The following is a 23,522-nucleotide window of genomic DNA, read 5'->3' as shown; positions in this document are numbered from 1 at the left end:
AATAATGATTATTATTTACATTAAGGGCTAACTTGGTTATCGTAGCTCATAGAGAGATTACATCTATATCAATTATCGCGCTCTATAGTAATCATTAAGCTTGGGTTATATATATGACAAAAATTGCAGAAAAATCGAAACAAGAATATGGCGACTTATTAAAAGAAAAAGACCATTTACAAGATATGGAACAGCTTGAGATGACTATTGTCTCGATTCAGACGCCGTATCCTTCTATTGTAAGAATTCAAGGAAAAATCAACACATTACAACCAGAGCTTTGGCAAGCCCCCAATTTGGCAATTCGGTTAATTGTGAGCAATCCGCCAGAGGGACAACCCATTTCACGCGTCTATACGGTTCGTTCATTTAACCCTATAAATGCTCAAATCGAAATTGATTTTGTTAAACATGAAGATTTAAGCCCAGCAATGGAATGGCTTAATTCGGCTCAAGTGGGTACAAAAATCGGGCTTATTGGCCCTCGCCCTCATTTTATTCCCAACTTCACAGCCAAAAAGCATGTGGTCATGTTTGCCGACGATACGGCTGTACCCGCGTTATATTCAATACTCAAGCAATGGGAACTCGGCATAAGTGCGGATATTTTCATTGAAAGTTTTGAAAAAGATATTGCTAGCCAATTACCCGAACTTGAGCATGTCAAAATTCATTCGTTCCATAAAGAACATCACTCGTCACAGAAAGGCCTTCTTTTAAAGGCAGCATTTACGCTAGAAAATTATGAAAATATTACGATTTGGGCGGCTTGCGAACGCAACGAAGCAAGAGCCTTACGTCAATTTTTTCTAGAAGACCAACAGTTAAATAAAAATGACGTGCGTATTGCCGGCTATTGGAGAGACGGCGTATCTAGCTCAGAGTTAGACAAACTGCGTGCTCAACATTATCAGGAACATATTCAGCAAGGTAAGACCTTGAACGAATATGATGACCTCGATTTGGCAAATTAAGTTTCTTTTACATACAAATAGGCACTGGCTCTGGATATACCTAAATGTTGGGCAACCGTTTCCACCGCCTTTTTAATTTCTAGTAAGCCATTATTTTTGAGTTCTTGTATTAATTGCTTTCTCTCATTGAGTTTTAACATACGCGGTGTAGTGGCATGTTTTGAAGCAAACTGATCGATATATCTTCGAATTGCTTCCGTGCCATTCGGTTCCAAGTTTTCAATAATGCTGTCAGTTTCAATTTTAGTGAAATGCTCTAAAGCGCTTTGCATCCCTCTAAATAAGGTTAAATCAATATTCATACATAAAGCGGCTACGTACTGGCCCTCTTCATCTTTAATACCGATCGAAGTGCTTTTTGCAGGGCGGCCATCTGCAAACTGGTTAGCATAGTTTGTAATAAGGTTTGGAAACTCCGGAGACATGATTCTTGCCAGCCCCAACTCAGTTGCTGGGTCTCCAACTTGTCGGCCAGACAAATTATTGTGTATTGAGAGTATGGCATGCTCAGGATTGGTTAAGTCATGGACAACCACTTCACAAAAAGGCGCTAGTGTTTCACTTAACCCTTTCGCGATGGTATCTAGTTGAGTGAGTAAATGTTTATCACGATTGCCCAATGTATTTCTCCTAATGACTTAATTACTGTTTCAAACCCTAGAGTGAAGTACACAAACAGTAATTTAGACTTTTTATCTAATTTTAAACTTAATGTAAATCAAAATCTTATATCTCATTGTTATCAAATTAAAAAATAAATTAGACATTTTATCTAAATATATATATTTTATCTAAACAAGGTCAATAGATTGTGCTTTCCTTGGCAATACGAAATCTTGCATCCGAAAACATTGAATAGAATCAGGTTTAATTATGAAAAATTTAACCCTTCCAAATTATGAAGATGTCGCAGCCGCTGCTGAACGTATAAAAGATTTTATAAATAAAACCCCTGTTTTAACTTCACGTACAGTGAACAATGAATTTGAAGCAGAAGTGTTCTTTAAATGTGAGAATTTTCAGCGTGTAGGCGCTTTCAAATTTCGTGGTGCCATGAATGCACTTTTACAATTTAATGAGACTCAAAAGAAAGCAGGTGTAGTTGCTTTTTCTTCGGGAAATCATGCACAAGCCATTGCGCTTTCATCAAAAATTCTTGGTATTCCAGCAACCATTATCATGCCTAAAGATGCACCTGCTGCAAAAATGGCAGCAACGCGAGAATACGGCGGTAATATTGTTGAATTTGACCGTTATACGGAAGATCGGGAAAAAATTGGAAAAGAGATTGCCGAAAAAAATGGTCTAATATTAATTCCGTCTTATGACCATCCGCATGTGATTGCAGGCCAAGGTACGGCTGCTAAAGAGTTATTTGAAGAAGTCGGTGATTTAGATTACCTGTTTGTATGTTTAGGTGGTGGCGGTTTGTTGGCAGGTTCTGCCCTGTCTGCTCGCCAGCTTTCTCCGAACTGCAAAATATATGGCGTTGAACCTGCGCTCGGAAATGATGGACAAATGTCTTTTAGAAAAGGAGAAATTGTTCATATTGATACCCCGCCAACCATTGCCGATGGCGCGCAAACTCAATATTTGGGCAAATTGACCTTTCCTATTATTCAACAAAAAGTTGATGACATTTTGACTGTCACAGACGAAGAACTCATTAACGCTATGAAGTTCTTTGCTGAAAGAATGAAGATGGTGGTTGAACCGACTGGATGTCTCGGATTTGCGGCTGCCCGTAACTTAAAAGATGAGTTAAAAGGCAAACGTATCGGCATTATTATTAGTGGTGGCAACGTCGATATTTCTAAATACGCGGAGTTTTTATCTGCCTAATCAAACTCAATGTCTATCTATAATTTCCTTTAAAGCCTTATAGGTAGGCATTTATATGTAATGTCTTTTAAAAAAAGCCTGCTTTATACAGGCTTTTTATATCTAAAATTTAAAACGAATATTTATAAAAATCTTAATCATCTTAAAAATGCAACAATATGTTGCATCTACTCTATTTTTAGCTTTACCCCACAGGTTTAACATATTCCTCAAGAGATAAATAATAATTGAGGAGATCGAGTCATGAATGCTTATTTGCATCGTAGTGAAGATCGTGGTCATGTTAAAGCAGGCTGGTTAGAGTCTTATCATAGCTTTTCGTTTGGTAGCTGGTATAACCCTAAATATATGGGGGTAAGTGCACTTCGAGTCATTAATGATGACCGAATCGATGCCCACAACGGTTTCGGCACTCACTCACATGACAATATGGAAATTTTAACCTGTGTGCTTGATGGTGCAATTTCACACCGTGACACCATGGGAAATGAAGGCCAGATTAAAGCAGGTGAATGGCAACTTATGAGTGCAGGTACAGGTGTTGCTCATAGTGAGATCAATAACACCGATACGCCAGTGCACTTATTACAAATCTGGATTATTCCCGATGTAAAAGAAGCCGAGCCAAATTATCAGCAAATTAGTTTGGACCCACGTAATCAACCTAACGAATGGCATTTAATTGCAGGCCCTGACGCAAATGCACCAATGCATATTCGCCAAGATGCACAGGTAAAATCTGCTGTACTCGAAAAAGGTCGTGAATTGCCAGTTGAGACTTCAAAACGAGTAAATTACGTTCATGTAATTTCAGGTGAAGTTCGTATTGGTGAGTACGAAGTGAAAGCGGGTGATGCTCTGGTCTTTGAAGATAATGCCGTGATTCATGCAAATGAAGATAGCCAATTTATCTGGTTTGATTTACCTTAAACTGCTTAAAAGCCCTTTTATATGAAAGGGCTTTTTAGTCACTGCTACCGCCTCCATCACATCCGCCTGAGTCGGAAAATGATGAGCAATCATTTGATGAATGAGAACTATGGTGACTGTTATCGTGAATATGGTGGTGTTGTGGATGTGTTGAAGCTGAATAATCATGCTCACCCGATGGTGAATAATTTTTTGAATTTCTGAGTAATGCGATTAAGCAAATGATTCCAATACTGGAAAAAATGGCAATAAATATCACAATAAATAACTTCAAATAACGTCCTCCCTCATACAGCTATAGAGATCATTGTTGTTTTTCTCTTTCATTATTTAAAGGAGCCATGCTGAATAAACAAGTTATTTTTTGATAAATACAGCATGCAGCCCCCTTTTTTATAACTCCTATTTAGCCGCTACTGACACAACCCTAAACTTTTCATTTGCATGTAGTTAGACCTCTTAAAAAACACTCAAACAAACCCTCCCGCTCGCTTACCCCACCAGAGCTTAAAAGCTGAATGATTGTGCCTTCCACCATATATAAAAATAGTTTGGCATCGGTAAAAGAGACATCGGGTTTAAGCAATCTAAGCTGGCTATAAATTTCATTTTTGAGCCATGTTCTATAGCGCACTGCGGATTGATAAGCGTTGGGATAGCTATTTTTAATTTCAAAAACGGCTTTAAATAATAAGTAATACGGCCCTTCTATATCGGTATGTAAATAATAAAGCTTTTTAAGTTTATCGATTGCGGGAGTGCTTAAGTCATACTCGACCATTGCGACTACTTGCTCTTGGAGCTTTTCTTTTTGCACCATCAGGCAAATTTCAATAAGTCGTTCTTTAGAGTGAAAATAATTATAGAAAGTCGCTTTTGTAATCTCTGATTCTCTCACTATTCTGTCGACCCCAATAAGGTGAAATCCACGATGGTGAAACAGATCAATCGCTTTATTTACAACGTATAAGGCACGTGTTGGGAGAACTACATTTCGCATAATTTTACCGTTATAAATTCTTGTTGTTTGTAAATGAGATACTTTTTTGGGAGAAAAAAAGGCACAGCAAAGCCTATAAAGACTGTGCTTGGCACATCTCAAGTTTTATTGTTGCTAGGTTTTTGGTTGTGACGATTTAAAGTCTGAAAGCACTAATAGCCCTCAAACTGCTTTAAGGTTTATGTGGTGTCGTTATAGCTTTTGGCAAAGGCTGCCAAGAAATAATGGATGTGCAAAGCCAACTCCTTTTTATTGGGAGTTCTGCCAAAGCATTAAAATTATGGTGGCAGAACGAGAAAGGGTTAGCAGACTAGTAATAACTCAAACTAGCACACCCGTAGGTGTCCCTCTCCCGTCCTACCGCTACGGGAAAGGGACGAGTAGCTACCACACAAGACTATTCCTCAGAAGGAATGACTCTGATGCGGGAGTTATTATGCGGTCTGCTAAAACCGACTGGCAATGTGGCCAGCAGGCAAAGGATAAGCTTCACATTTATTGCAGTCAAGCACACAAAATGACATTTGCTTTAATTTAGATCATTAAAAAAGTAAGGCTAAATAATGATTAAGTTATTGTTTAAGAGGGCTTTATAAAGGTGGGGTTAGGGTAATAGTTTTATAGGGTAAAGTTTTGGAGGTGTAACCATTAAAAAAGTTTAAAGGTTACATCGCCCAATTAAGTTATACATAGAAAATAGATTCAATCTATTTTCATAAAATATAAATCATTGCCTTTGGCAAGTACTTTTTCTTGAAACGGAACCATTACAATACAATTTGCACTAAGAGGTGGCTCTATTTGATATGGCTGCTGTTCAATAATTTCTAATATATATTCCCCACTTTCGTTAGCTTTGTAATGACCCCATAACAATTTTCTATTTGTTACATCAGGAACAATCTCTATGTCCGTTTTACCTTTGAAATAGGCATGATTAAAAAAGTCTGAGATGTGTTTATTTAAAATATATTTCACAAAAGCATGCATCAGAATCGCAATATCTTGGATATCACCCGGTAAATTAATAATAGTCGCTTTGTCTTCTGTAATGACTACACGCATACCTTTGTGATTACCGTTCTCATCATAAATTTGAACTGTCTCACGACTAGGTGGCGTTCTATCTTTCCCTTTGAGAATTTTAATTTCATTACCAGGCATACAACGAGTATTCAAAGCCGTTGACATACTGCTTTGATCAAAGATCGGAAGTTTCTCAAGCTGAAATAAAGCGGAACGACTATTTTGATATGTACAACAAAGAATGACATCAAAATTCATAGTCTGTTCTTCAAAGAACTTTATATAATCGTCCCTGCTTGTCGTTAATGACTCATCTAAAGCCGAATTATTATCTTTTTTAAGACTATTAAATGCAGCATCGTAACGTTCAGGTTTAAGTGATTTGATTTCTACCTGCTCATAGCCCCATGTTTTCAAAACATCTTTAACATACAAACTTTCCTCACTCATTTCTTCTTTATCAAAAGAGTGCATACTTACAATAAGAATTTTTGGTTTTTTATAAATAGTTAATTCTTTGATCCCTACCCGTCTTAAGATAATTAGTTTTTCAGGAGTTAACCTCTCATCTTTTTTTAGAATCACATCGCCTTGTTTAAATATGCTGCCCTTAGGAATAACACCATGCATGGCAGAGATAGGGCCAATAATCTTTTTGGCATCGGTGTCAGAAAGATCCAGTCTTTCATCTTGTTCAGGAATGACCGAATCTAAAAACTCTGGTAATTTTGTATAAGCAGGAATTTCTAACAAACTTGGAGTTTTTAGGTCTAATTTATACGGATTAATAGATCTATAAAGCTGTTGCCCCCAGTAGTACCAATTGGCAATGAATAAAGGGCTTTCTATACTCGCAGTTTGAGTTATTTCTGAATTAATAGCCCAACCCGCATATTCAGATAAATTATGCAGAGGATAATCCTGTACAGCATATACATCACTTGCGTTAAGTTGCTTTATAGCTTCATCTAACTTTACAGTTTCTTTTAAATCGCCTTTAGGCAAGCTTATATTGATGTGATAAAAAATATCCGTTAAATGATTTGGTAAGTTATCTGGTATTGGCAGTTTTTTTTGCATATATAGATCCTAGAAGTACCTCAAATAGGAGGTACTTCATTAATTTTAATTATTAATCAACATCATACTAATAGAACCTCTATCTATTTAAATTTAGCGGCCCGATACTGTGTAGGTGAAAAGCCAAATCTACGCTTAAATGCTGTACTAAAAGCTGCTTCAGATTGGTATCCAACAGCAAATGCAATATTGATTATTTTTCTTTCGCTTCTTAATAACATATCTGCAGCAAGCTGCATTCGCCAATTTGTAAGATAGTTAAAAGGAGAATGGCCTACTACTTTAGTAAAATGTTGTGTAAAAGTAGTCCTAGACATACCTGCAATAGCTGCTAATTCTGCGACTGTCCATGAGTACGTCGGCTTCTCATGGATAGCATTTATTGATCTTATTAAACGATGGTCTGAAAGTGCTGCTAACCAGCCAGTATATCGGTTTTGGCCTGGTCCTAGCCAGAATCTTAAAACTTGTAATAGCATGATTTGTGCTAGATGGCTGATCATTAGCTCACTTCCTAATGTCTCTTCTTTTAGCTCAAGACTAAGCTGTTCGATTGCCCATTTTAAAACTGAAACCTGGTTAGAAATATTTTTCAGATGAACAAAAGAAGGTAGAGCACTTGTAAGCATTCCCCAAGTATCACCTTCAAAATCAAAACTAATACCTATTAGAAAAAAATCACCACCACCATTCAAAATAGATATTTTCCCAACATTCATATCAAAAACAGTGGAAGATTCAACTGTCGGCAGATTCAGATCAGTAGCTGCAATAAATGGTTTTCCGCGCGTAAGTAAAACACAATCTCCTGCTTTAACAAGAAAAGACTCATCATCTGGGTTTTTCACCCAACATTGTCCTTTCAAAACAGCATTAAATTTAATTCCATCATATGCTGGAAAATTGATAGCCCAGTCCCCACCAGCATCAAGACCAGCACCATTACTATGTTTTATTTTCAATAATGATAAAACATGCGATAGAGCATCCATTTATAAAAAATCCGAACGATCAAAAAAGAAAAGTGGCCTTTTAATTATGGTTTGTTCAATATTTGGTGTCCATACTATTTTCTATCCCTCCCGATATAGAAGTAATAAAGATGGAAAGACAACAAATTCCTATTGGCTCAAATTTTGGCAAAAATAGTACAGCTGAAGATGTACTAGCAAGTATTAATTTAAAAAATAAACATGTTGTTGTAACTGGTGGTCATGCGGGTTTAGGGCTAGAAACTAGCAAAGCTTTAGCTCACTCCGGCGCTTTAGTTACAGTTGCCTCTAGAAATGTAGAGGAAGCTTATACAGCAACAAAAAATATTCCAAACATTAAGATCGAAGCTTTAGATCTAAGTAATCTAAATAGTTCGAAAAACAGTGTTTGGGAGTTTTCTCAACGGTTATTAAAACAAGACAGACATATTGATCTTTTAATTAATAATGCCGGAGTAATGGCTTGTGCCGAAACACGCGTAGGCAATAACTGGGAATTACAATTTGCAGTAAACCATTTAGGCCATTTTGCTTTGACCAATCACCTATGGCCCCTTTTAAAAGGTGGTGCACGTGTTGTAACACTGTCATCAGCAGGACATCAATTATCTCCAATTCGCTGGAATGATATTCACTTTAGATATGAGTACGATCATTGGCTAGCTTATGGACAAGCAAAGACAGCTAATGCGTTGTTTAGCCTTTATTTAGACATATTAGGTAAAAAAGACAATGTAAGATCTTTCTCAGTACATCCGGGCAATATTGCTACCTCCCTTCAGCGTCATTTAACACACGAGGAAATGTTTGCAATGGGATGGGTAGATAAAGATGGTAATCCCACTATTGGCGATCTAAAAACACCGCAACAAGGAGCAGCAACCACAATTTGGGCAGCGACAGCCCCTGAACTCAGCTCATTAGGCGGTTTGTATTGTGAAGACTGTGATATAGCAAAATTAAAAAGCTGTACAGAAATTACTTTTAAAGATGTAGAAGCATATGCTGTTGATACTGAGCAAGCTAAACGCTTATGGGAGTTCTCTTCGGAATTAACTGGCAGTAATGCATTCTAATTATTTGTTTTTACTCCTACTCATCTAGAGAAAACTATGAAAATAAATCAAATTATATTGTCCAAATTACCTAAAGGTAAGCTAGATATTTACGATTTCTCTATAAAAGAAAGTGATCTGCCTTCTGCTAAAGATGGTGAGATAAGCGTACGTACCCTATATATAGCATTAGATGCGGCAAGCCGAGCTTGGATGCAAGGCGATACTTATCGTCCCGCATTACAAGCTGGAGAAGTTATGGCTGGTATTGCTTTAGCAGAAGTAATCGAATCACACGTACCACATTTAGTAAAAGGAGATCTTGTCATTGCTGAGACTGGCTGGCAGACACATGCGACTTTGTCAGCTGATACCTTGTTTGCCCTGCCCAAATTAAAACCATTAACATATTTATTGAGTATTTATGGTGTACCTGGACTAACTGCATATTTTGGATTATTACGATGTGGTAAGGTCGAAATCGGTAATACAGTTGTTGTTTCAGCTGCGGCTGGTGCTGTAGGTTCTATTGTTGGTCAGATTGCTAAAATTAAAGGCTGTCGCGTAATAGGTATCGCAGGGAGCACATATAAATGCAGTCTTCTCACAAAGGATTTCGGATTTGATGAAGCTATTGATTACAGCACTGGAAATCTGGAAGATAAGCTACGGTTAATATGTCCTGATGGTATAGATATATATTTTGATAATGTCGGTGGAAATATTTTAGATGCAGCATTATCCAATATGAAAAAGGGTGGAAGAATTGTTTGCTGTGGTGCTATCTCTCAATATGATTCAGATACACCCAAAGCCAATGTTATCGGTGTACCTGGACAACTTATTTTAAAAAGTCTCACGATGAATGGCTTTTTACTATTTGATTATTTGAATGAGCAACCTCAAGCCTTTCATGATTTGAGTAGGTGGGTATCTTCCGGCAAATTACGGGTTGTAGAAGAGATTGTCGAGGGCTTAGAACAACTTCCTAAAAGTCTGGTTGGCTTACTCAATGGCGAAAATATTGGCAAAAGAATAGTGAAAATAGCTGATATATAGACAAAAACTCTATTTCAACTTGCTATAGAAATAAAATTTCTCTTTTACTTTAAAAGGTGAAACTCAATTATCTAAACCAATAAAAAAGCCCTAAACCATTATAGTTTAGGGCTTTTTTAAGTCATATAAAACTATTCGAGTTTATAGGACTTTAAATCTTGGTAGGCATATCCACTACCAAACTTTTATTCAAATGATTGTTTTTGTTAAATTTATATAAAAATATTTATTCTATGATACATACTGTGATACAAAATAAAACGTTCTAAATCAGTTTTTGTTACTTATTCAACATGGTAATAAGCTTAATCGCTTCTTGCTTGAACTCTTTAAGATCACATACATCAGAGTTGGGTAATCTTGGAAATAGTGCTTTTAACGCATATTCACTACTCAACCCTAACACATCCTCATCTAGCTTATAGACATGATAACTCAAATCAGAAGCAATCAGCGGCAATTGATCAAGCAAGTCCTCAATGCTCTCTGCACTGTAAAAATCCTCTTCTCCCTCTGAACTTCGAATTTTTCCACTTGTAACATGAGCATGGTAGTAAAGCGCATTATTTTCTATTTCTTCATCATCTATGGTGAGATTAACGAATAAGAAAGAATCATTATCTTCATATGCCACCCCTATCATGTATGCATTGAAATCACTTAAAGCATTATTTTTATCAAGTATATAGTCAAACGCATCTTTTAACTTCATTGTGTTTCCTTATCCAATCATATTGAATTATTTGAATCTAAAAATCTTAATTTTTGATGGTGATAGCTTCTAAAGTATTGTAATTTAAAATCATAGTCTAGACTTTAAGGGGGTGATCATGGGCTTCATTGTAAAGCTATTAGAATCAGGAAATTATTTTATTGGTGATGAAGGAGAAATCATCACAACTTCCTCTAGAGAAGAAGCAATTTCTGAAGGGCAATTTGAGGAATATGAAGAAGCAAAAGAAACCGCTGAATATTGGTCTAAACAAGTGGTACTAGGTGTAAATTACATCATTGAATCAGTCTAATAATCATGGAGTAAAGATGAAAGACGAAGAATTAAGACAACTTTATACAATTGAAGCATTCTTAGATTATGGTGATTTACCCAAAAATTTTCGTGAAGGTTGGTCTCCAAGTTTCGGATTACACTTCGAAGAAATGGGAATAGGTGAAAATGAAAAAGCTCATGCCTACATCAGCCTAAATGGAAAATTAAAAAAAACTAAGTGTGAATTTATTGAAAACAAACACCTAGCCTTAAATTTCCGAAACCATATTGAACCAAAACTTAGAAAACGATATCCAAGTATAAATCTTAATTTAAGAACAGTTAAATCAAGCGAATTAGACTACAGGAGAAAGAAAGCTCTAGAGGAAGCAAAATTGAATAGTGTTAAGCTTATAGAATTATTAGAATAGAAATTATTAAAACTCTTTTTTACAACTCATAAAATTTAGGATACAGCAATGGCAATTAATACATCACTTGAAGGGAGATTGAGAAATACTACTCTGCCATACAATCAATGTTTAATGCCATTATTTGAAGCCGTAGTGAATTCAATACACTCTATAGATGAGTGCACAAATAATATCGATCCTTCTATAAAAATCTATATTGATCGTAATATTCAAAGCACACTAGCACAAGACACTACAGTTGAAAACAATTCACCTATTTATGGTTTTACAATCATTGATAATGGGGTCGGATTCAATGAGGTTAATATGAACTCATTTGAAACTTTAGACAGTGAATATAAAGCAAAGAAAGGATGCCGAGGTGTAGGTCGTTTAATGTGGCTAAAAGCTTTCACCAATGTATCAGTCGAAAGTAATTTTATAGATTTAAAAAATGAAGCACAAAAGAGAAAATTCCACTTTAATAAGAAAAATGGAATTTATCTTTCATCAACAAGTGTAATAGAAAAAACAGAAGCCCTGTGTACAACCATTAAACTTGAAGATTTTATCGATAAATATGAAAAAAGATCACCTAAATCTTGCAGTGCAATCGCAAACCATATTCTAGAACATTGTTTGTGGTACTTTGTCAGAGAAGGTGGAGCTCCAAATATAACTATCTATGATCAAGATGAAACTATTAATTTAAATGAATTATTTGATACACAAATGTTTGAATCTGCCTGCCCAGAAAGTTTTGAAGTTTCGGGCATTAAATTTGAACTTCTACATATTAAATTGAAATCAAAAACCCGCCCCCCGTGTATTGCTTGGTGTGCTGCAGGACGAGTTGTTAAAGAAGAAAATCTGATAGGAAAAATTGCAGGTTTACATGGAAAAATTCAACACACAAATGGTGACTTTACATACTGTTGCTATCTAACATCTACATATCTTGATGATGTTGTCAGACCTGAACGAATAGACTTCAATCTCGATCAAGACGAAACCGATTTATACTCGAACGCTATAAATGAAGTTCAAATTCGTGAAACTGTGTACTCGAAAATCACAGCTCATCTCAACGAGTTTTTAATTCAGTATAAAGAGTTAGGTCGTCAAAGAGTGCACAACTATGTTTCAACTAAAGCTCCTCGCTATAAATCAATTTTAAAATATATTCCGAACGAAGTTTTTTTTGTTAATCCAGAAATTTCTGACAAAGAATTAGATCTACTTTTACATAAATATTTGACTGATATTGAAAGCCAAATTCTTTCTCAAGGACATGATCTTATTGAAGATGTGGATAAACAAGAGAAAGACATTCAATCTCGAATTACTGATTATATGCAAAAGGTAGATGATATAAAGAAATCTGACCTAGCTGGTTATGTTTGCAACCGTAAAGTAGTTTTAGACATTCTTGAAAAAGCAATCCAACGGGGAGCCGATGGTAAGTATTCAAGAGAGGATTTAATCCACCAACTTATAATGCCTATGCGTCAAACTTCCGAAGATATTGGTTTAGATAAATGTAATCTATGGCTAATAGATGAGAGATTAGCATTCCATGATTATTTGGCTTCAGATAAAACATTGTCCTCAATGCCTATTACAGACTCAAATGAAAATAAAGAACCTGATCTTTGCGCATTGAATGTATATGATGAACCCCTTCTTATATCAGAAGGTAAAAAACTACCTTTAGCATCTTTAACAATTGTAGAAATTAAACGCCCTATGCGTAATGATGTTAAAAGTGGCGAAGATAAAGATCCTATAGAGCAAGTATTTGGTTATTTACGTCGTATAAGAAATGGAAAAGCTACTACTGCTACAGGAAGACCTATTCCTGACTCTAAAGATGTGCCAGGTTTTTGTTATGTAATCTGTGATTTGACACCAAGTATGAGTGACAGATGTAAAGAAATCCATGATCTTACTGAAACCTCCGACAAGCTAGGTTTTTTTGGTTATAAGAAAAATTTGAACTGCTATATTGAGGTTATTTCTTTTGATAGATTAGTTAATTCTGCAAAAGAGCGGAATAGAGCTTTCTTCGATAAACTAGGTTTACCATGCAATTAAATAATGATTTAAACAATATGCAAATCTACTGTGATGAATCAGGTTTTACAGGAAATAGGTTATTAGATGCAGATCAGCCAATTTTTACATTTGCATCTGTAGCCTCAAATGAAGAAGAAGCTCAATTTATTGTAGAAAAAATCATCAAGGATTATGGAATTCAAAATGGTGAAATTAAATCGGGAAATCTAGTAAAAAATCCGAAAGGTTTAAGAGCACTTGATGAGATCCTAGAAATCTTGGACGGAAGATATAAGATATGCATTTGTGACAAAAAATATACTATCGCTGGTAAATTCTTTGAATATATTTTTGAATCTGCTCTATCAGCAAAAAATTCTATTTTTTATGGAATGAATTTTCACAGATTTATTACTGATTATCTTCATTTAAAATTAGTTACTCAAGATAAATCAGCTGAAGTTATTTTTGAAGAATTTTATAAGGTTATGAAAGAAGGAGTAGATACGCCTACAAAATCTTTATTTCAAATAATTAACAACCAATCAGATCTAGTTTTAGATCAAATTCAAAAGTTTGCTCATTATAATAAAGACTCCTTTTTATCTGAAATGGATGGTTATTTGGGAGAGGGTTCAGGAAAATGGATTCTAGATATCACAACTGAATGCTTATTTAGTAGTTTAGGCAAGTGGGGACAGAAAATTGATATATTGGATGTTTATTGTGATTCCTCAAAGCCATTAAATGCCAATCAAGAATTTTTTAATAGTATGGTTGGAAGAACTGAAAGAAAATCTCAAATTTATGAACAATTCAACCTAGAACGACCTCTTACATTTAATTTAAAACAATCTATACAAATGGTAGATTCTAAAAGTTTTTACGGCATTCAATTAGCAGATGCTATTGCAGGTAGCTTTAATTATGCATATAAAAACATTAAAGATAAACAAAATACATTTGCCCTAAAATGGATGAACAAAATCTTTCAAGATGAAAGTATTTTAGCAACTTATTTAGGCGGTGATTATGAATATGCCAATATTAAAAACGCCAGTGCAATGTTGAACTGGCTAACTCTAAATCATATAGTCCAAAAGTGTGATAATGGATTACCAATTTTAGATAATATTAGTGATGAGATTGTTTCCTTAAGACAGCTTATGTTGTTAAATCCCCCTCCAAATGTAAAATTGTGGAACATATAAAATAGACAAAATTATTTTTATAAAAATTTTCCAAGCACTTTAATTTGAGTCACATACATGAAAATCAGCAACAATCTTCTTAACAATAATTTATGGCGAAGAATAGAACGTATTAAAAATCTTTCAGACAGATATAAAACAGCTGCTGAATATAGACTAAAAGATATTTCTCATGAAAAACCTGTCGGAATAAAAATATCAAGCAACAAACTAACTATTAAACTTCAATATACCTTTGAAAAATTTGAAATTATCAACAAAGCACTCATAAAAAAATTTAGTAAACTAGACTCTTTTTCTAACTTTGAAAGGTTAGTTGAAAGTGAAAATATACTAGATCATCGTGGTTGGCATAACCTTGGTCTTATATTTGATGAAAAATCCACTGATTGGCGATCAAATTTTTCTGGAATAAAGATAAAAAACTTTCCAAAGCACACAGATTACATTTCTTGCACTATTCACAGAATCGTTCCATCTACATCTTTTTTATGTTTTGATTTTTTTTTAGATAATTCATTTTACAATGATATATATAAAAATTTTTACTCTGAAAATGATGTCATAGTAACCTCTGATGACTTTCTCTTGAGAAGAACTTCTATTCAAGCTAAATCATCAGCAAATAAGTTTAATGAAGCTTTAAATAAAAAAATTGAATACTTCGAAGATTGGATACTCAGGTTTCTAAAAATAGAAAAAAATACTGTTCTATCAATGAATAGTACATATGAAACTTCAATCAAAAAAATATGTTCTAAACGTCCTAATAATGAACTTATAAGAAGAAACTTTAGCTTCCTACAGTCACAATCTTTTTCTATCAATAGCTTTAATTGTTTTACGAATGAAAATGATTACTACTACATTGAAAATATAAACGATATAAGAGTATTTAAGTTTGAAAAAGATGATGAAGATCATGGCAACCATCATAACTATTTCATTAAAAGTTTAATGATCTTAATTGCTATCAACACCTATAAAAAAGAATTAGAAATAATCAGAGAAAATAATCTAAAAATTAAAAAAAAATCTGACTTATTAAAAATAAAAAATAATATTTTGAAAGCAAATACATTAGATTTTCAAATCAATAGATTATTTCAAGAATTAAATTTTGAATCCAAAAATAACTATATATTTCATGCTATTAAGGAGTACAATTTTAAATCAACAAGTAAAATTTCTAATATAGAATATAATATTGAGTTTCAAAATAGAGTTAATTTCTATTCAGAACTTTTAAGAAAAAACTCCGAATCATTAAAAAAACTTTTAGAACTGGAATTCAATTCAAAAACTACAGAAACCAATTACCTACTACAAAATAGAATGAAATGGCTAACTATAGCTACTGTATTTCTAGCATTAGCATCTCTATTAGTAACAATCATAAGTGCTGATAAAAAAAATATGGAAGAAACATGGGAAAATTTAAAAACTTATCCCAACAGCATAAGCAGAATCACTAACAAATAATTCAATATGCAATGCTTACAAATGTAGAGAGTAGCCTATCAAAGTACTATACTCAAAAGATAATAAAATTAAATGATAATTTGTCTATCAATAGACTATATATTTATATTAAATGATAGTATTATCAATATACTTAACAAAACATAGTTAAATGAGAAGTGACAACTAGAATTTATGTACGTGCCAGTACTAAAGACCAAGATGCAGAAAGGGCATTAGATGATTTAAGAGAGTTTGCTAAATCCATTAAAGGTGATGTGAACGAGTATGTAGAGAATGAATCAGGCACTAAGTTGAATAGACCTGTATTAAATCAGCTATTAGATGAATCAAAGAACGGCGATACGTTACTAGTTGAGAGCGTAGACCGCCTATCTAGGCTTTCTCAAACTGACTTTGATGTGCTGAAAGGACGCATAAAAGAAAAAGGATTGAAGTTGGTTGTAGCTGATCTACCAACTACACACATGCTTATTAGATTAAACGATACCATTACAAGCTCTATCCTGAACCTTGTAAACAATATGCTTATAGATTTATTGGCAACTATGGCTAGATTGGACAATGACAAGCGTAGGGAGCGAATTAAACAAGGTTTAGAGAGAAGTGGATACAAGCCAAGTGGCAAGAAAGCAGATACAGCTAAACATGCTAGAATCAAAGAGTTAGTTAATAAAGGACTGACAAAAGAAGAAATAGCTAAAGCCGTTGGATGTGGAGTCGCTACCGTTTATCGAGTAATTAAAAGTATTTAAAAAGCATCTTTAAAGGTGCTTTTAATTGTGCTATTTTGTGTTCTATGACAGGAGCATGTATGAATCCACAACGTTCTCGTATTGAAGATGAAGCTCGTATGCATGAATTAAGAGAGCTATTTGCCTTATTGGAAGAGAAAAATTTGCATACAACTTCATCTAATGAAAAAGCTCATAGCATAAATGAGACACTTGAAAGAGCTTTGAGTATTCTTTCTTGGGATGACTTTGAAGATGATACTCAAGCTAGAGCTGTAGTAATTCATCGGAACTGGTTGAAGGTATTACAGTATGTAATGCCTTACCTACGATCTGTATTATCTTCAAAAGATATATCATTGCTTAGCAAACTCAAACAAGCCCTAACGAAGTATGCAGAAATCAAACATCCAAATCATCTAGTAGTTATTCAACCAAAATTGCAGTTAATCAATACCATAGAGGCTTAACCATGACTCAACTAATCCATGCACGAATGACTGCAAGTATTACTGAACTCAAAAAGAGTCCTATGGATACTGTATTAGCAGGTAAAGGTGAAGCTGTTGCTATTCTTAACCGTAATACCCCTGCTTTCTACTGTATTCCTGCTGATCTATATGAAAATATGATTGAACAGCTAGAGGACTTAGAACTCAATAAAATTGCAGATACTCGTGCGAATCAAAAGCGTATTCGAGTAAACATAAATGAGCTATAACTTAGACTTTTTAGAAGAAGCATTAGAAGAATGGAATAAGCTTAATCCTAGTATTAAGCAACCAATGAAAAAGAAACTGATGAAAGTCTTAGAGAATCCTAGAATCCCTAAGAACAAGCTATCAGGGCATCCTAACCGATATAAAATCAAACTTCGTAGTGTTGGCTATCGTTTGGTTTATGAGGTCATAGATGATGAGGTTGTTGTATTAGTAATTGCTGTAGGCAGACGTGAAAATAATGCAATCTACAATACAGCAGGCTCACGATAACCTTGAGCATTTCACTAAGGGGATTATTTCTATTAGCTCAGATCTGATCAGACATTAATCCTGAAAAAGAGAAAGTTACTCGTTTTGATAAAAATGCCTAATAATAATTATCAAAACAAGTAACTTTCTATAGTTATATTAACTAAAATTTATTCCCCAAACACTAAAACAACTAATAGTAGTTAAGTCCGCCGTTCTTTAAAAACAATATTTCTTGACTAGTAGAATAAAATAAAAAATCTGGATAATCTTTCCAATATATGCCCTATCAGCTTAAAATTAAACTTGAGGCTTAAACATATAATTTCCAAAATTAGTTTCAATTTCTATCTCTTGAACCATTTGAGCATCACAAGCACCTATAGACAATTCAATATATTCACCAAATTTTAAAATTACTGGCAGTTGCTTTTCTCGAGCATATTTGGAAAGACCACATTTATTTCCTCTATTTAAAACTACATTATTAATTATAATTTCCTTATCAGCACGTCCTTGAATTACAATATTATACGCAGTTTTATTATAAATTGAGGTATTAACATCATTAATACTAAATCTTACAGCGACAGGTATATTGTTAACTGTAGGGTCAAATATTTGATTATTTGATGTTTCCGAATTTTCATTAGAGAGTCCTTCATCATTATAATTTGGATTACTATCTGATACCAAACTTTCTAAATCAACATCTGATTTTTTATCAGAAATAATTTCGCTCTCTAAGCTTTTTTTATTTTCCATATCTGCTTTATGTTTAAATTCATAATTATTCAAAAATTTAGCACTAAACAATACAACAAGAATTAAACTTGACAAAGCAGAAAACCATATTTTAAAACTTCCTTTATTATTATTTTCAATATAATTTTTCTTAATAAAATTATTTGCATCCTCTCCAAGCAATAAAATTAATGTATAAAAATCAAGAAAAATTACCAACAAATATAACAATCCCTGAAATTTAGAATACTCTAAAAAAAACATAGAATATATATATGAGATTATTCCAATTACGCCCAAGAGAACTAATATATTTTTTGCCGCATTCTTACGCTTATTTAAAAAGTAAATTAAACAATAAAATATTACTCCAACAATAAAATAAAAAATTAACAATATATTTATAGATTGATTATTAGATATATTTTCTATCTTAATCATATCCAAGTATGAAATAAGAAAAGATAAAAAAATTGAAAATAAAGTTAAGATTGAAATCTTCAAAATAAACAATGGACTATTTTTTAACATGTGTTCCCCAATTTTTAATTTAAATAAAAGTTAACTAAAGTTAATTTTTTACGTAACTTTTGTCAACAGTTACGTAACTATCAGTTAAGTTAATTATTTTTGGAGAATGAAAAATGATGATGAAAAAACCTTATTTGCAAAACGCTTAATTCAGGCTATGCAATCAAAGGGTTATGAACCTAAAGCCTCAGTCTTGGAAAGAGAATTCAATTTGAATTACTCTGGTAAACCTATGACTTTACACGGCGTGCGTAAGTGGCTTATTGGAGAGTCTATCCCGTCTGGTGATAAATTATTAGCTCTAGCAAAATGGCTCAATGTACCTCCAGAAGAACTAGTTTTCGAAGGAAATTTTCAAAAAATAAACCAACATCTAGAACCAACTTGGCAACAGGAATTAGGTTATAAAGATAAAGAAATATTTGAAGCTTATATGAAGCTTTCAGCATCTCATAAGAAAATTATTAGAGACATGATCATTGCTTTATCAGATAAATATAAAGAAAAGTAAAATTATTGATTTATAGCAATAGAATTAAAAAACTATATTAAGAAGCAAGATATGGGTAAATCTTACTTCTTTATTTTTATACGAAATTATCTAATGGATTTTCTAGTCTATTTCTCCACCACGCTTCAATTGCATTAAAATCGAAATATACTGCTGATTGTCTATTCTGACCATCTTTAATTGGGCGTGGAAAGGTCTCATCTTCTATTATTAGCTTTCTTAACTTATCAGCTTTAATTGAAAGCATATAACAAACTTCTTTTTTTGTTAATCTTAATTTTTTCATTTTATACCCTCTCAATTTATACATTATTTATATCAATATTATATTTATCTAAGAAAATTCTTCTTTTTCTACTAATAGTTGCTCTTGAGTAAACTTCTTTATGGTCGCCGTTGATAACACAATTATAGAATTTTCTATCACTTTTATCACAAATATTATTTTTTGAATCTTTAAGATTAATTGCTGGTATATATATTTTATCAAGTATATTTTTAAAAAAATTCTCAATATTATTTAAATCACGCCATTGGTGGCCAAAACGTAGTTCCCATGTATCTAATTGCTTCGATTGAATTCTTATTTCTTGACGAATCATAAGATCAGCTAATGCTTGTAATTCTAAACTTGTCTTAGATCTTTTATAGTTATCTCTAACTTCTTGACCTTTATGATAATTACAAATAGACCAACGCTTAGAAGTAAAACCAAAATAGATGCCATTCTCAAATATTGTTTTTTTCTGCTTTGGATAAGTCGATAAATTTCTAAGAGTAGACAAATATTGAATAGCATTTTGCTTACTATCAAAAACCAAGTCTCTTTTTACATCAACTCTATAAAGTCTAAAATTACCGAGACGAATAGTTTCTAATTGTTCTTTTGTTGGATCGACTAAATTTAAATTTTTCAATTTCTCAATAGTCTGTAAAACTAAATCTATTAAATTTTCACAACCTGTCACATTATGACCATTCAACCATTTATAAAAATTACCACTGATCTTTAATTTAGAATTATAATCATTTAACAATGAAAATGATTGTAATGTTATAATACTATCAAATTCAGATAATATTTTTTTTGATCGATATTTAATTTTTGATTCATCAAAGTTATATTTTTCATCACTAACAATTTGATAACATGATGCTACTTCTTCTGGCTTATGATTAATATCAACTACAACTTCAAGATAATCAATTTCTAATTTATTTTTTTTCATAATATACTCACTATTTTAAGGTTTAAAAATAGTGATAGTCTTTTTAAATTAATAAAATAAGATATCATAATGATACATTTGTACTATTAATATAGAATTAAGTTTTTTATAATAATTTATTTTACATAGAATCAATATATAATATTTTTAATTAAACTCACTATCACTCCGAGGTGACGAATAATAATAGCACAAAATTTATTTGTCAAATTTCTAAAAATCCACTTTATTTATACTTATTTTTTATTCAATATTTTTTTGGTTATTTACTTACAAACTTTCTAAGGGTCTTTGTTAGTTAAGCACATAATTGAAACTTCACGTTGAATTATCTATCTATTCATCTTCATCATAAATGTACGCCCCGCAGAAAACTAGTTTAGCTACTTCTCTCTCGTACTCTATATAATCAAATACAACTTTACCAATTTCATTAAATACACTAATAGCAGAGTCACGTTTATCTAATAGAAAAATCTTAGGTATATTCTTCAATAATTCCAACTTAGCTATCATACTCAGCTTTGGATAAAACAACCCAAAGCCCGACCAGTTTCGTTCTGCCTGAATCAACACTATCTCATTTTCACTAGTTGTTTCGGCCATTATTGATTCTGGATCAAGTTCATCAATAATTTCTTCATGCTTATAGATATTCGATAATTCAACTTTTCGAATACCTTCATAAAGAATTATATCTTTAAAAAATAATTTCATATAAAAATACTCAAGGCTAAAGTTATTAAAATCCAGACTAAACTAATGTTTGTTCTTCTAATAGTTGATCAATATAATCAGCCCACCATTGCATCATTCCAACACGTTCTTCAAAATGCGATCCTTTATCATAAGCCCCTTTTACACCTTTTTTCATATGAGCTAAGCATGCTTCGACTACTTGCTCTTTATCACTAAATTTATTGTTTAATGCTGTACTTGCAATATGCCTGAAACCATGCGGATTCTGACGACCTTTGTACCCCATACGATTTAAAGCCATATTAAAAGTATTATCAGAGATAGGCTCACTTAGGCTATTTCTACCAGCAAACAACAAATCAGATTCAGTTTTATAGTCTTTTAGCTCCTTTAACAATTTGATTGCCTGTTTAGGCAAAGGTACAGCGTGGACGATTCTCTTTTTCATTATTTCAGCAGGTTTAACCCAAATTGCTTTATCAAAATCAAATTGGTTCCAAGTTGCAAAACGTAACTCTACAGGACGAGGAAATAATAAAGCCATTAACTCTAAACCAATCGCTAATTTACGTTGATGATGAGTACGAATATCTTTGATTAATTTTGGAAATTCAGCTATTTCAACGAATTTCATATTACCGCCAGTATTTTTATCTAAAAACCTGGTCATGCCATCGATTGGATTAGAATTTATTTTTCCTTGGAACTTCGCCCAGTCGTAAGCATTTCGGCAATAAGTGGATAATTTCTTAACTTGAGTATGGATATTCAAGCCACGCTGTAGGCCTTGAAAAAATTCAAGCCACTCTTTAGGTGTAATTTCAGCAAAATCTCGCTCACCAAATTTAGGAATGATATGCCGATTAATCGACATTACCGCTTTCTCAAATGTGTCTTCTCCCCAAGATTTTTTTTTAGTGTCTAGCCACTCACTCATTAAAACATGAAACTTCCTATGAGCAATTTCCTGTTGTTTATTCTTGACTTGTTTCCGTGTTTCTATAAGTTCGCCATTTCCTATCTTGATAGATAACTCATTCGCTTTACGCCTTGCTATCGCTCCACTCACATTTGGATATGCCCCTAACCCTTTCCAAGACCAAGCCCCTTTTTCATTTTTATATCGCAATTGCCAAGATTTTTTGCCAGTTTTTTGTACTAGGAAATAAAGTTGTCCTGTATCACGTTCTCTATAATCTTTTTCTTCTGGTTCTAGATTAGCTAAAATCGTATCCGATAAAGGTCTTTTTTTAATTGCTGCTCTTTTCATTTAATATTTGTATCATGAGTTAGATTTATTTAAATGATACATGAGATGATACAAATTCAGAAGTGCTATATCTATTCATATAACGTTATACAAAGCAATAAAAAAGCTCTAAATACATAATATTTAGAGCTTTTTAGCTTATATATCGTGATACATAGACATATAAATTTAATATTTTGGTAGGCATATCCAGACTCGAACTGGAGACCTCTACGATGTCAACGTAGCGCTCTAACCAACTGAGCTATACGCCTAAGATGGAAAGCATCATATTCATTTTTCAAAAGCAAAACAAGTGATTTACCAGTGAAAAAAATACAAATGAGCAGACTTTGAGCAAACTCTTTTTCATTTCCCAAAAAGTAAAACGGTACATGGTTCAACCACATACCGTCTTTGTTTAGCCAAATATTAAGCTCAACTTAGCAAGGACACTTCTTCAAAGTACCACCTGCCGATGGGTATCTTGCATCAACACAATGTCGATAGAAAGTTTGTGCATCCATAGGTGTTAAATCTGGATGATGGGCTTTCATATGCTCCAGATACGTTTGATAGTCCGGCACACCAACCATGAGTCGGAAGCTTTGCTGTAAACGCTGCCACAAGGTTGCGATACGTGACCAGTTCTTTGGAGAGAGCAATATCTCTTTTTGCGAAAGCACGGTCATTTTGATGATTTTCGCAATAATGACAGTACCATTTTTTGCAAATTTAAAATTCATC

The 23,522-nt window shown here is 33.2% G+C and carries 27 protein-coding genes and 1 tRNA gene; 16 read left to right on the top strand and 12 right to left on the bottom strand.

Annotated elements, in window-relative coordinates:
• The first annotated feature begins 113 nt into the window (after positions 1–113).
• Positions 114–974, top strand: a complete 861-nt coding sequence (bauF, locus tag G9371_RS01140; protein WP_000160884.1) for an acinetobactin utilization protein BauF — start codon at positions 114–116, stop codon at positions 972–974.
• Here bauF and G9371_RS01135 read toward each other — a convergent pair.
• Complete coding sequence (locus G9371_RS01135) at positions 971–1,594, bottom strand: transcriptional regulator (RefSeq protein WP_000528180.1); 624 nt, start codon at positions 1,592–1,594, stop codon at positions 971–973. The genes bauF and G9371_RS01135 overlap by 4 nt on opposite strands.
• Before the next feature lie 253 nt (positions 1,595–1,847).
• Here G9371_RS01135 and G9371_RS01130 point away from each other — a divergent pair, with 253 nt between their 5' ends.
• The 3 genes from G9371_RS01130 to G9371_RS19325 all read left to right on the top strand — a co-directional run bounded on the left by G9371_RS01130 (position 1,848) and on the right by G9371_RS19325 (position 3,950).
• Positions 1,848–2,816, top strand: a complete 969-nt coding sequence (locus G9371_RS01130; protein WP_029424551.1) for a threo-3-hydroxy-L-aspartate ammonia-lyase — start codon at positions 1,848–1,850, stop codon at positions 2,814–2,816.
• Between the two features lie 243 nt (positions 2,817–3,059).
• Complete coding sequence (locus tag G9371_RS01125; protein WP_000995336.1) at positions 3,060–3,746, top strand: pirin family protein; 687 nt, start codon at positions 3,060–3,062, stop codon at positions 3,744–3,746.
• 78 nt (positions 3,747–3,824) lie between these two features.
• Positions 3,825–3,950 carry a hypothetical protein gene (locus tag G9371_RS19325; protein ID WP_255344022.1) on the top strand — a complete coding sequence of 42 codons (126 nt, stop codon included), beginning with the start codon at positions 3,825–3,827 and terminating at the stop codon, positions 3,948–3,950.
• 232 nt (positions 3,951–4,182) lie between these two features.
• Here the strand turns inward: G9371_RS19325 and G9371_RS01120 are convergent, their stop codons facing one another.
• The 3 genes from G9371_RS01120 to G9371_RS01110 all read right to left on the bottom strand — a co-directional run bounded on the left by G9371_RS01120 (position 4,183) and on the right by G9371_RS01110 (position 7,844).
• Positions 4,183–4,746, bottom strand: a complete 564-nt coding sequence (locus G9371_RS01120) for a TetR/AcrR family transcriptional regulator (RefSeq protein WP_029424552.1) — start codon at positions 4,744–4,746, stop codon at positions 4,183–4,185.
• A gap of 702 nt (positions 4,747–5,448) precedes the next feature.
• Positions 5,449–6,852 carry a molybdenum cofactor biosysnthesis protein MoeA gene (locus G9371_RS01115; RefSeq protein ID WP_029424553.1) on the bottom strand — a complete coding sequence of 468 codons (1,404 nt, stop codon included), beginning with the start codon at positions 6,850–6,852 and terminating at the stop codon, positions 5,449–5,451.
• 83 nt (positions 6,853–6,935) lie between these two features.
• Positions 6,936–7,844 (bottom strand): AraC family transcriptional regulator, encoded by a 909-nt coding sequence (locus tag G9371_RS01110; RefSeq protein ID WP_000339560.1) that lies wholly within the window; start codon positions 7,842–7,844, stop codon positions 6,936–6,938.
• A 110-nt stretch (positions 7,845–7,954) separates the two neighbouring features.
• Here G9371_RS01110 and G9371_RS01105 point away from each other — a divergent pair, with 110 nt between their 5' ends.
• Complete coding sequence (locus G9371_RS01105) at positions 7,955–8,920, top strand: oxidoreductase (RefSeq protein WP_000441110.1); 966 nt, start codon at positions 7,955–7,957, stop codon at positions 8,918–8,920.
• Positions 8,921–8,956: 36 nt separating this feature from the next.
• Entirely contained in the window at positions 8,957–9,958 is a 1,002-nt protein-coding gene (locus G9371_RS01100) for an NADP-dependent oxidoreductase (RefSeq protein ID WP_024439225.1), read from the top strand.
• A 280-nt stretch (positions 9,959–10,238) separates the two neighbouring features.
• On the opposite strand, the gene G9371_RS01095 is transcribed toward G9371_RS01100, so the two are convergent.
• A complete protein-coding gene (locus G9371_RS01095) occupies positions 10,239–10,670 on the bottom strand; it encodes a hypothetical protein (RefSeq protein ID WP_029424554.1) in 432 nt (143 codons plus the stop codon).
• A gap of 118 nt (positions 10,671–10,788) precedes the next feature.
• Between G9371_RS01095 and G9371_RS01090 the strand changes: the two genes are divergently transcribed.
• The 9 genes from G9371_RS01090 to G9371_RS01050 all read left to right on the top strand — a co-directional run bounded on the left by G9371_RS01090 (position 10,789) and on the right by G9371_RS01050 (position 17,833).
• Complete coding sequence (locus G9371_RS01090) at positions 10,789–10,983, top strand: hypothetical protein (protein ID WP_029424555.1); 195 nt, start codon at positions 10,789–10,791, stop codon at positions 10,981–10,983.
• A 16-nt stretch (positions 10,984–10,999) separates the two neighbouring features.
• The gene (locus G9371_RS01085) at positions 11,000–11,377 is read left to right on the top strand and encodes a hypothetical protein (RefSeq protein ID WP_029424556.1); all 378 of its coding nucleotides are present in this window, start codon (positions 11,000–11,002) and stop codon (positions 11,375–11,377) included.
• A 48-nt stretch (positions 11,378–11,425) separates the two neighbouring features.
• On the top strand, positions 11,426–13,453 hold the full coding sequence (locus G9371_RS01080) for a hypothetical protein (protein ID WP_029424557.1): 2,028 nt from the start codon (positions 11,426–11,428) through the stop codon (positions 13,451–13,453).
• A complete protein-coding gene (locus tag G9371_RS01075; protein WP_029424558.1) occupies positions 13,444–14,625 on the top strand; it encodes a DUF3800 domain-containing protein in 1,182 nt (393 codons plus the stop codon). Before G9371_RS01080 ends, G9371_RS01075 begins: the two co-directional genes overlap by 10 nt.
• 57 nt (positions 14,626–14,682) lie before the next feature.
• A complete protein-coding gene (locus G9371_RS01070) occupies positions 14,683–16,107 on the top strand; it encodes a hypothetical protein (protein WP_079275946.1) in 1,425 nt (474 codons plus the stop codon).
• 158 nt (positions 16,108–16,265) lie between these two features.
• Complete coding sequence (locus G9371_RS01065) at positions 16,266–16,862, top strand: recombinase family protein (protein ID WP_029424559.1); 597 nt, start codon at positions 16,266–16,268, stop codon at positions 16,860–16,862.
• A 59-nt stretch (positions 16,863–16,921) separates the two neighbouring features.
• The gene (locus G9371_RS01060) at positions 16,922–17,311 is read left to right on the top strand and encodes a hypothetical protein (protein ID WP_029424560.1); all 390 of its coding nucleotides are present in this window, start codon (positions 16,922–16,924) and stop codon (positions 17,309–17,311) included.
• Positions 17,312–17,313: 2 nt separating this feature from the next.
• Entirely contained in the window at positions 17,314–17,562 is a 249-nt protein-coding gene (locus G9371_RS01055) for a type II toxin-antitoxin system Phd/YefM family antitoxin (RefSeq protein WP_029424561.1), read from the top strand.
• Positions 17,552–17,833, top strand: a complete 282-nt coding sequence (locus G9371_RS01050) for a type II toxin-antitoxin system RelE family toxin (protein ID WP_029424562.1) — start codon at positions 17,552–17,554, stop codon at positions 17,831–17,833. The genes G9371_RS01055 and G9371_RS01050 overlap by 11 nt, the downstream gene beginning before the upstream one ends.
• A gap of 279 nt (positions 17,834–18,112) precedes the next feature.
• On the opposite strand, the gene G9371_RS01045 is transcribed toward G9371_RS01050, so the two are convergent.
• Entirely contained in the window at positions 18,113–19,087 is a 975-nt protein-coding gene (locus G9371_RS01045; protein WP_029424563.1) for a hypothetical protein, read from the bottom strand.
• Positions 19,088–19,193: 106 nt separating this feature from the next.
• Between G9371_RS01045 and G9371_RS01040 the strand changes: the two genes are divergently transcribed.
• On the top strand, positions 19,194–19,598 hold the full coding sequence (locus G9371_RS01040) for a helix-turn-helix domain-containing protein (RefSeq protein WP_029424564.1): 405 nt from the start codon (positions 19,194–19,196) through the stop codon (positions 19,596–19,598).
• A gap of 76 nt (positions 19,599–19,674) precedes the next feature.
• Here G9371_RS01040 and G9371_RS01035 read toward each other — a convergent pair whose 3' ends face one another.
• The 6 genes from G9371_RS01035 to G9371_RS01010 form a co-directional block, all read right to left on the bottom strand.
• Positions 19,675–19,884, bottom strand: a complete 210-nt coding sequence (locus G9371_RS01035) for a helix-turn-helix transcriptional regulator (protein WP_029424565.1) — start codon at positions 19,882–19,884, stop codon at positions 19,675–19,677.
• Between the two features lie 16 nt (positions 19,885–19,900).
• A complete protein-coding gene (locus G9371_RS01030) occupies positions 19,901–20,827 on the bottom strand; it encodes a phage/plasmid replication protein, II/X family (RefSeq protein WP_165471249.1) in 927 nt (308 codons plus the stop codon).
• 336 nt (positions 20,828–21,163) lie between these two features.
• Positions 21,164–21,544, bottom strand: coding sequence for a hypothetical protein (locus tag G9371_RS01025; RefSeq protein ID WP_017724954.1), 381 nt, complete (start codon positions 21,542–21,544; stop codon positions 21,164–21,166).
• Between the two features lie 37 nt (positions 21,545–21,581).
• The gene (locus tag G9371_RS01020) at positions 21,582–22,796 is read right to left on the bottom strand and encodes a tyrosine-type recombinase/integrase (RefSeq protein WP_029424567.1); all 1,215 of its coding nucleotides are present in this window, start codon (positions 22,794–22,796) and stop codon (positions 21,582–21,584) included.
• 177 nt (positions 22,797–22,973) lie between these two features.
• Positions 22,974–23,050: transfer RNA gene (locus tag G9371_RS01015), tRNA-Val, on the bottom strand.
• A gap of 168 nt (positions 23,051–23,218) precedes the next feature.
• Positions 23,219–23,521, bottom strand: a complete 303-nt coding sequence (locus tag G9371_RS01010; RefSeq protein ID WP_001009533.1) for a YbdD/YjiX family protein — start codon at positions 23,519–23,521, stop codon at positions 23,219–23,221.
• Position 23,522: the final 1 nt, after the last annotated feature.

Source organism: Acinetobacter sp. EKM10A (genome assembly GCF_011075215.1).
Classification (GTDB): Bacteria; Pseudomonadota; Gammaproteobacteria; order Pseudomonadales; family Moraxellaceae; genus Acinetobacter; species Acinetobacter baumannii.
The sequence above is the reverse complement of the archived record's forward strand: the minus strand, read 5'-3'. Positions and strand labels throughout refer to the sequence as shown.

Coding starts and splice junctions, on each gene's coding strand:
- bauF (WP_000160884.1), top strand. CDS start 114: ATGACAAAAATTGCAGAAAAATCGAAACAAGAATATGGCGACTTATTA.
- G9371_RS01130 (WP_029424551.1), top strand. CDS start 1,848: ATGAAAAATTTAACCCTTCCAAATTATGAAGATGTCGCAGCCGCTGCT.
- G9371_RS01125 (WP_000995336.1), top strand. CDS start 3,060: ATGAATGCTTATTTGCATCGTAGTGAAGATCGTGGTCATGTTAAAGCA.
- G9371_RS19325 (WP_255344022.1), top strand. CDS start 3,825: ATGATGAGCAATCATTTGATGAATGAGAACTATGGTGACTGTTATCGT.
- G9371_RS01120 (WP_029424552.1), bottom strand. CDS start 4,746: ATGCGAAATGTAGTTCTCCCAACACGTGCCTTATACGTTGTAAATAAA.
- G9371_RS01115 (WP_029424553.1), bottom strand. CDS start 6,852: ATGCAAAAAAAACTGCCAATACCAGATAACTTACCAAATCATTTAACG.
- G9371_RS01110 (WP_000339560.1), bottom strand. CDS start 7,844: ATGGATGCTCTATCGCATGTTTTATCATTATTGAAAATAAAACATAGT.
- G9371_RS01105 (WP_000441110.1), top strand. CDS start 7,955: ATGGAAAGACAACAAATTCCTATTGGCTCAAATTTTGGCAAAAATAGT.
- G9371_RS01100 (WP_024439225.1), top strand. CDS start 8,957: ATGAAAATAAATCAAATTATATTGTCCAAATTACCTAAAGGTAAGCTA.
- G9371_RS01095 (WP_029424554.1), bottom strand. CDS start 10,670: ATGAAGTTAAAAGATGCGTTTGACTATATACTTGATAAAAATAATGCT.
- G9371_RS01090 (WP_029424555.1), top strand. CDS start 10,789: ATGGGCTTCATTGTAAAGCTATTAGAATCAGGAAATTATTTTATTGGT.
- G9371_RS01085 (WP_029424556.1), top strand. CDS start 11,000: ATGAAAGACGAAGAATTAAGACAACTTTATACAATTGAAGCATTCTTA.
- G9371_RS01080 (WP_029424557.1), top strand. CDS start 11,426: ATGGCAATTAATACATCACTTGAAGGGAGATTGAGAAATACTACTCTG.
- G9371_RS01075 (WP_029424558.1), top strand. CDS start 13,444: ATGCAATTAAATAATGATTTAAACAATATGCAAATCTACTGTGATGAA.
- G9371_RS01070 (WP_079275946.1), top strand. CDS start 14,683: ATGAAAATCAGCAACAATCTTCTTAACAATAATTTATGGCGAAGAATA.
- G9371_RS01060 (WP_029424560.1), top strand. CDS start 16,922: ATGAATCCACAACGTTCTCGTATTGAAGATGAAGCTCGTATGCATGAA.
- G9371_RS01055 (WP_029424561.1), top strand. CDS start 17,314: ATGACTCAACTAATCCATGCACGAATGACTGCAAGTATTACTGAACTC.
- G9371_RS01050 (WP_029424562.1), top strand. CDS start 17,552: ATGAGCTATAACTTAGACTTTTTAGAAGAAGCATTAGAAGAATGGAAT.
- G9371_RS01045 (WP_029424563.1), bottom strand. CDS start 19,087: ATGTTAAAAAATAGTCCATTGTTTATTTTGAAGATTTCAATCTTAACT.
- G9371_RS01040 (WP_029424564.1), top strand. CDS start 19,194: ATGAAAAATGATGATGAAAAAACCTTATTTGCAAAACGCTTAATTCAG.
- G9371_RS01035 (WP_029424565.1), bottom strand. CDS start 19,884: ATGAAAAAATTAAGATTAACAAAAAAAGAAGTTTGTTATATGCTTTCA.
- G9371_RS01030 (WP_165471249.1), bottom strand. CDS start 20,827: ATGAAAAAAAATAAATTAGAAATTGATTATCTTGAAGTTGTAGTTGAT.
- G9371_RS01025 (WP_017724954.1), bottom strand. CDS start 21,544: ATGAAATTATTTTTTAAAGATATAATTCTTTATGAAGGTATTCGAAAA.
- G9371_RS01020 (WP_029424567.1), bottom strand. CDS start 22,796: ATGAAAAGAGCAGCAATTAAAAAAAGACCTTTATCGGATACGATTTTA.
- G9371_RS01010 (WP_001009533.1), bottom strand. CDS start 23,521: ATGAATTTTAAATTTGCAAAAAATGGTACTGTCATTATTGCGAAAATC.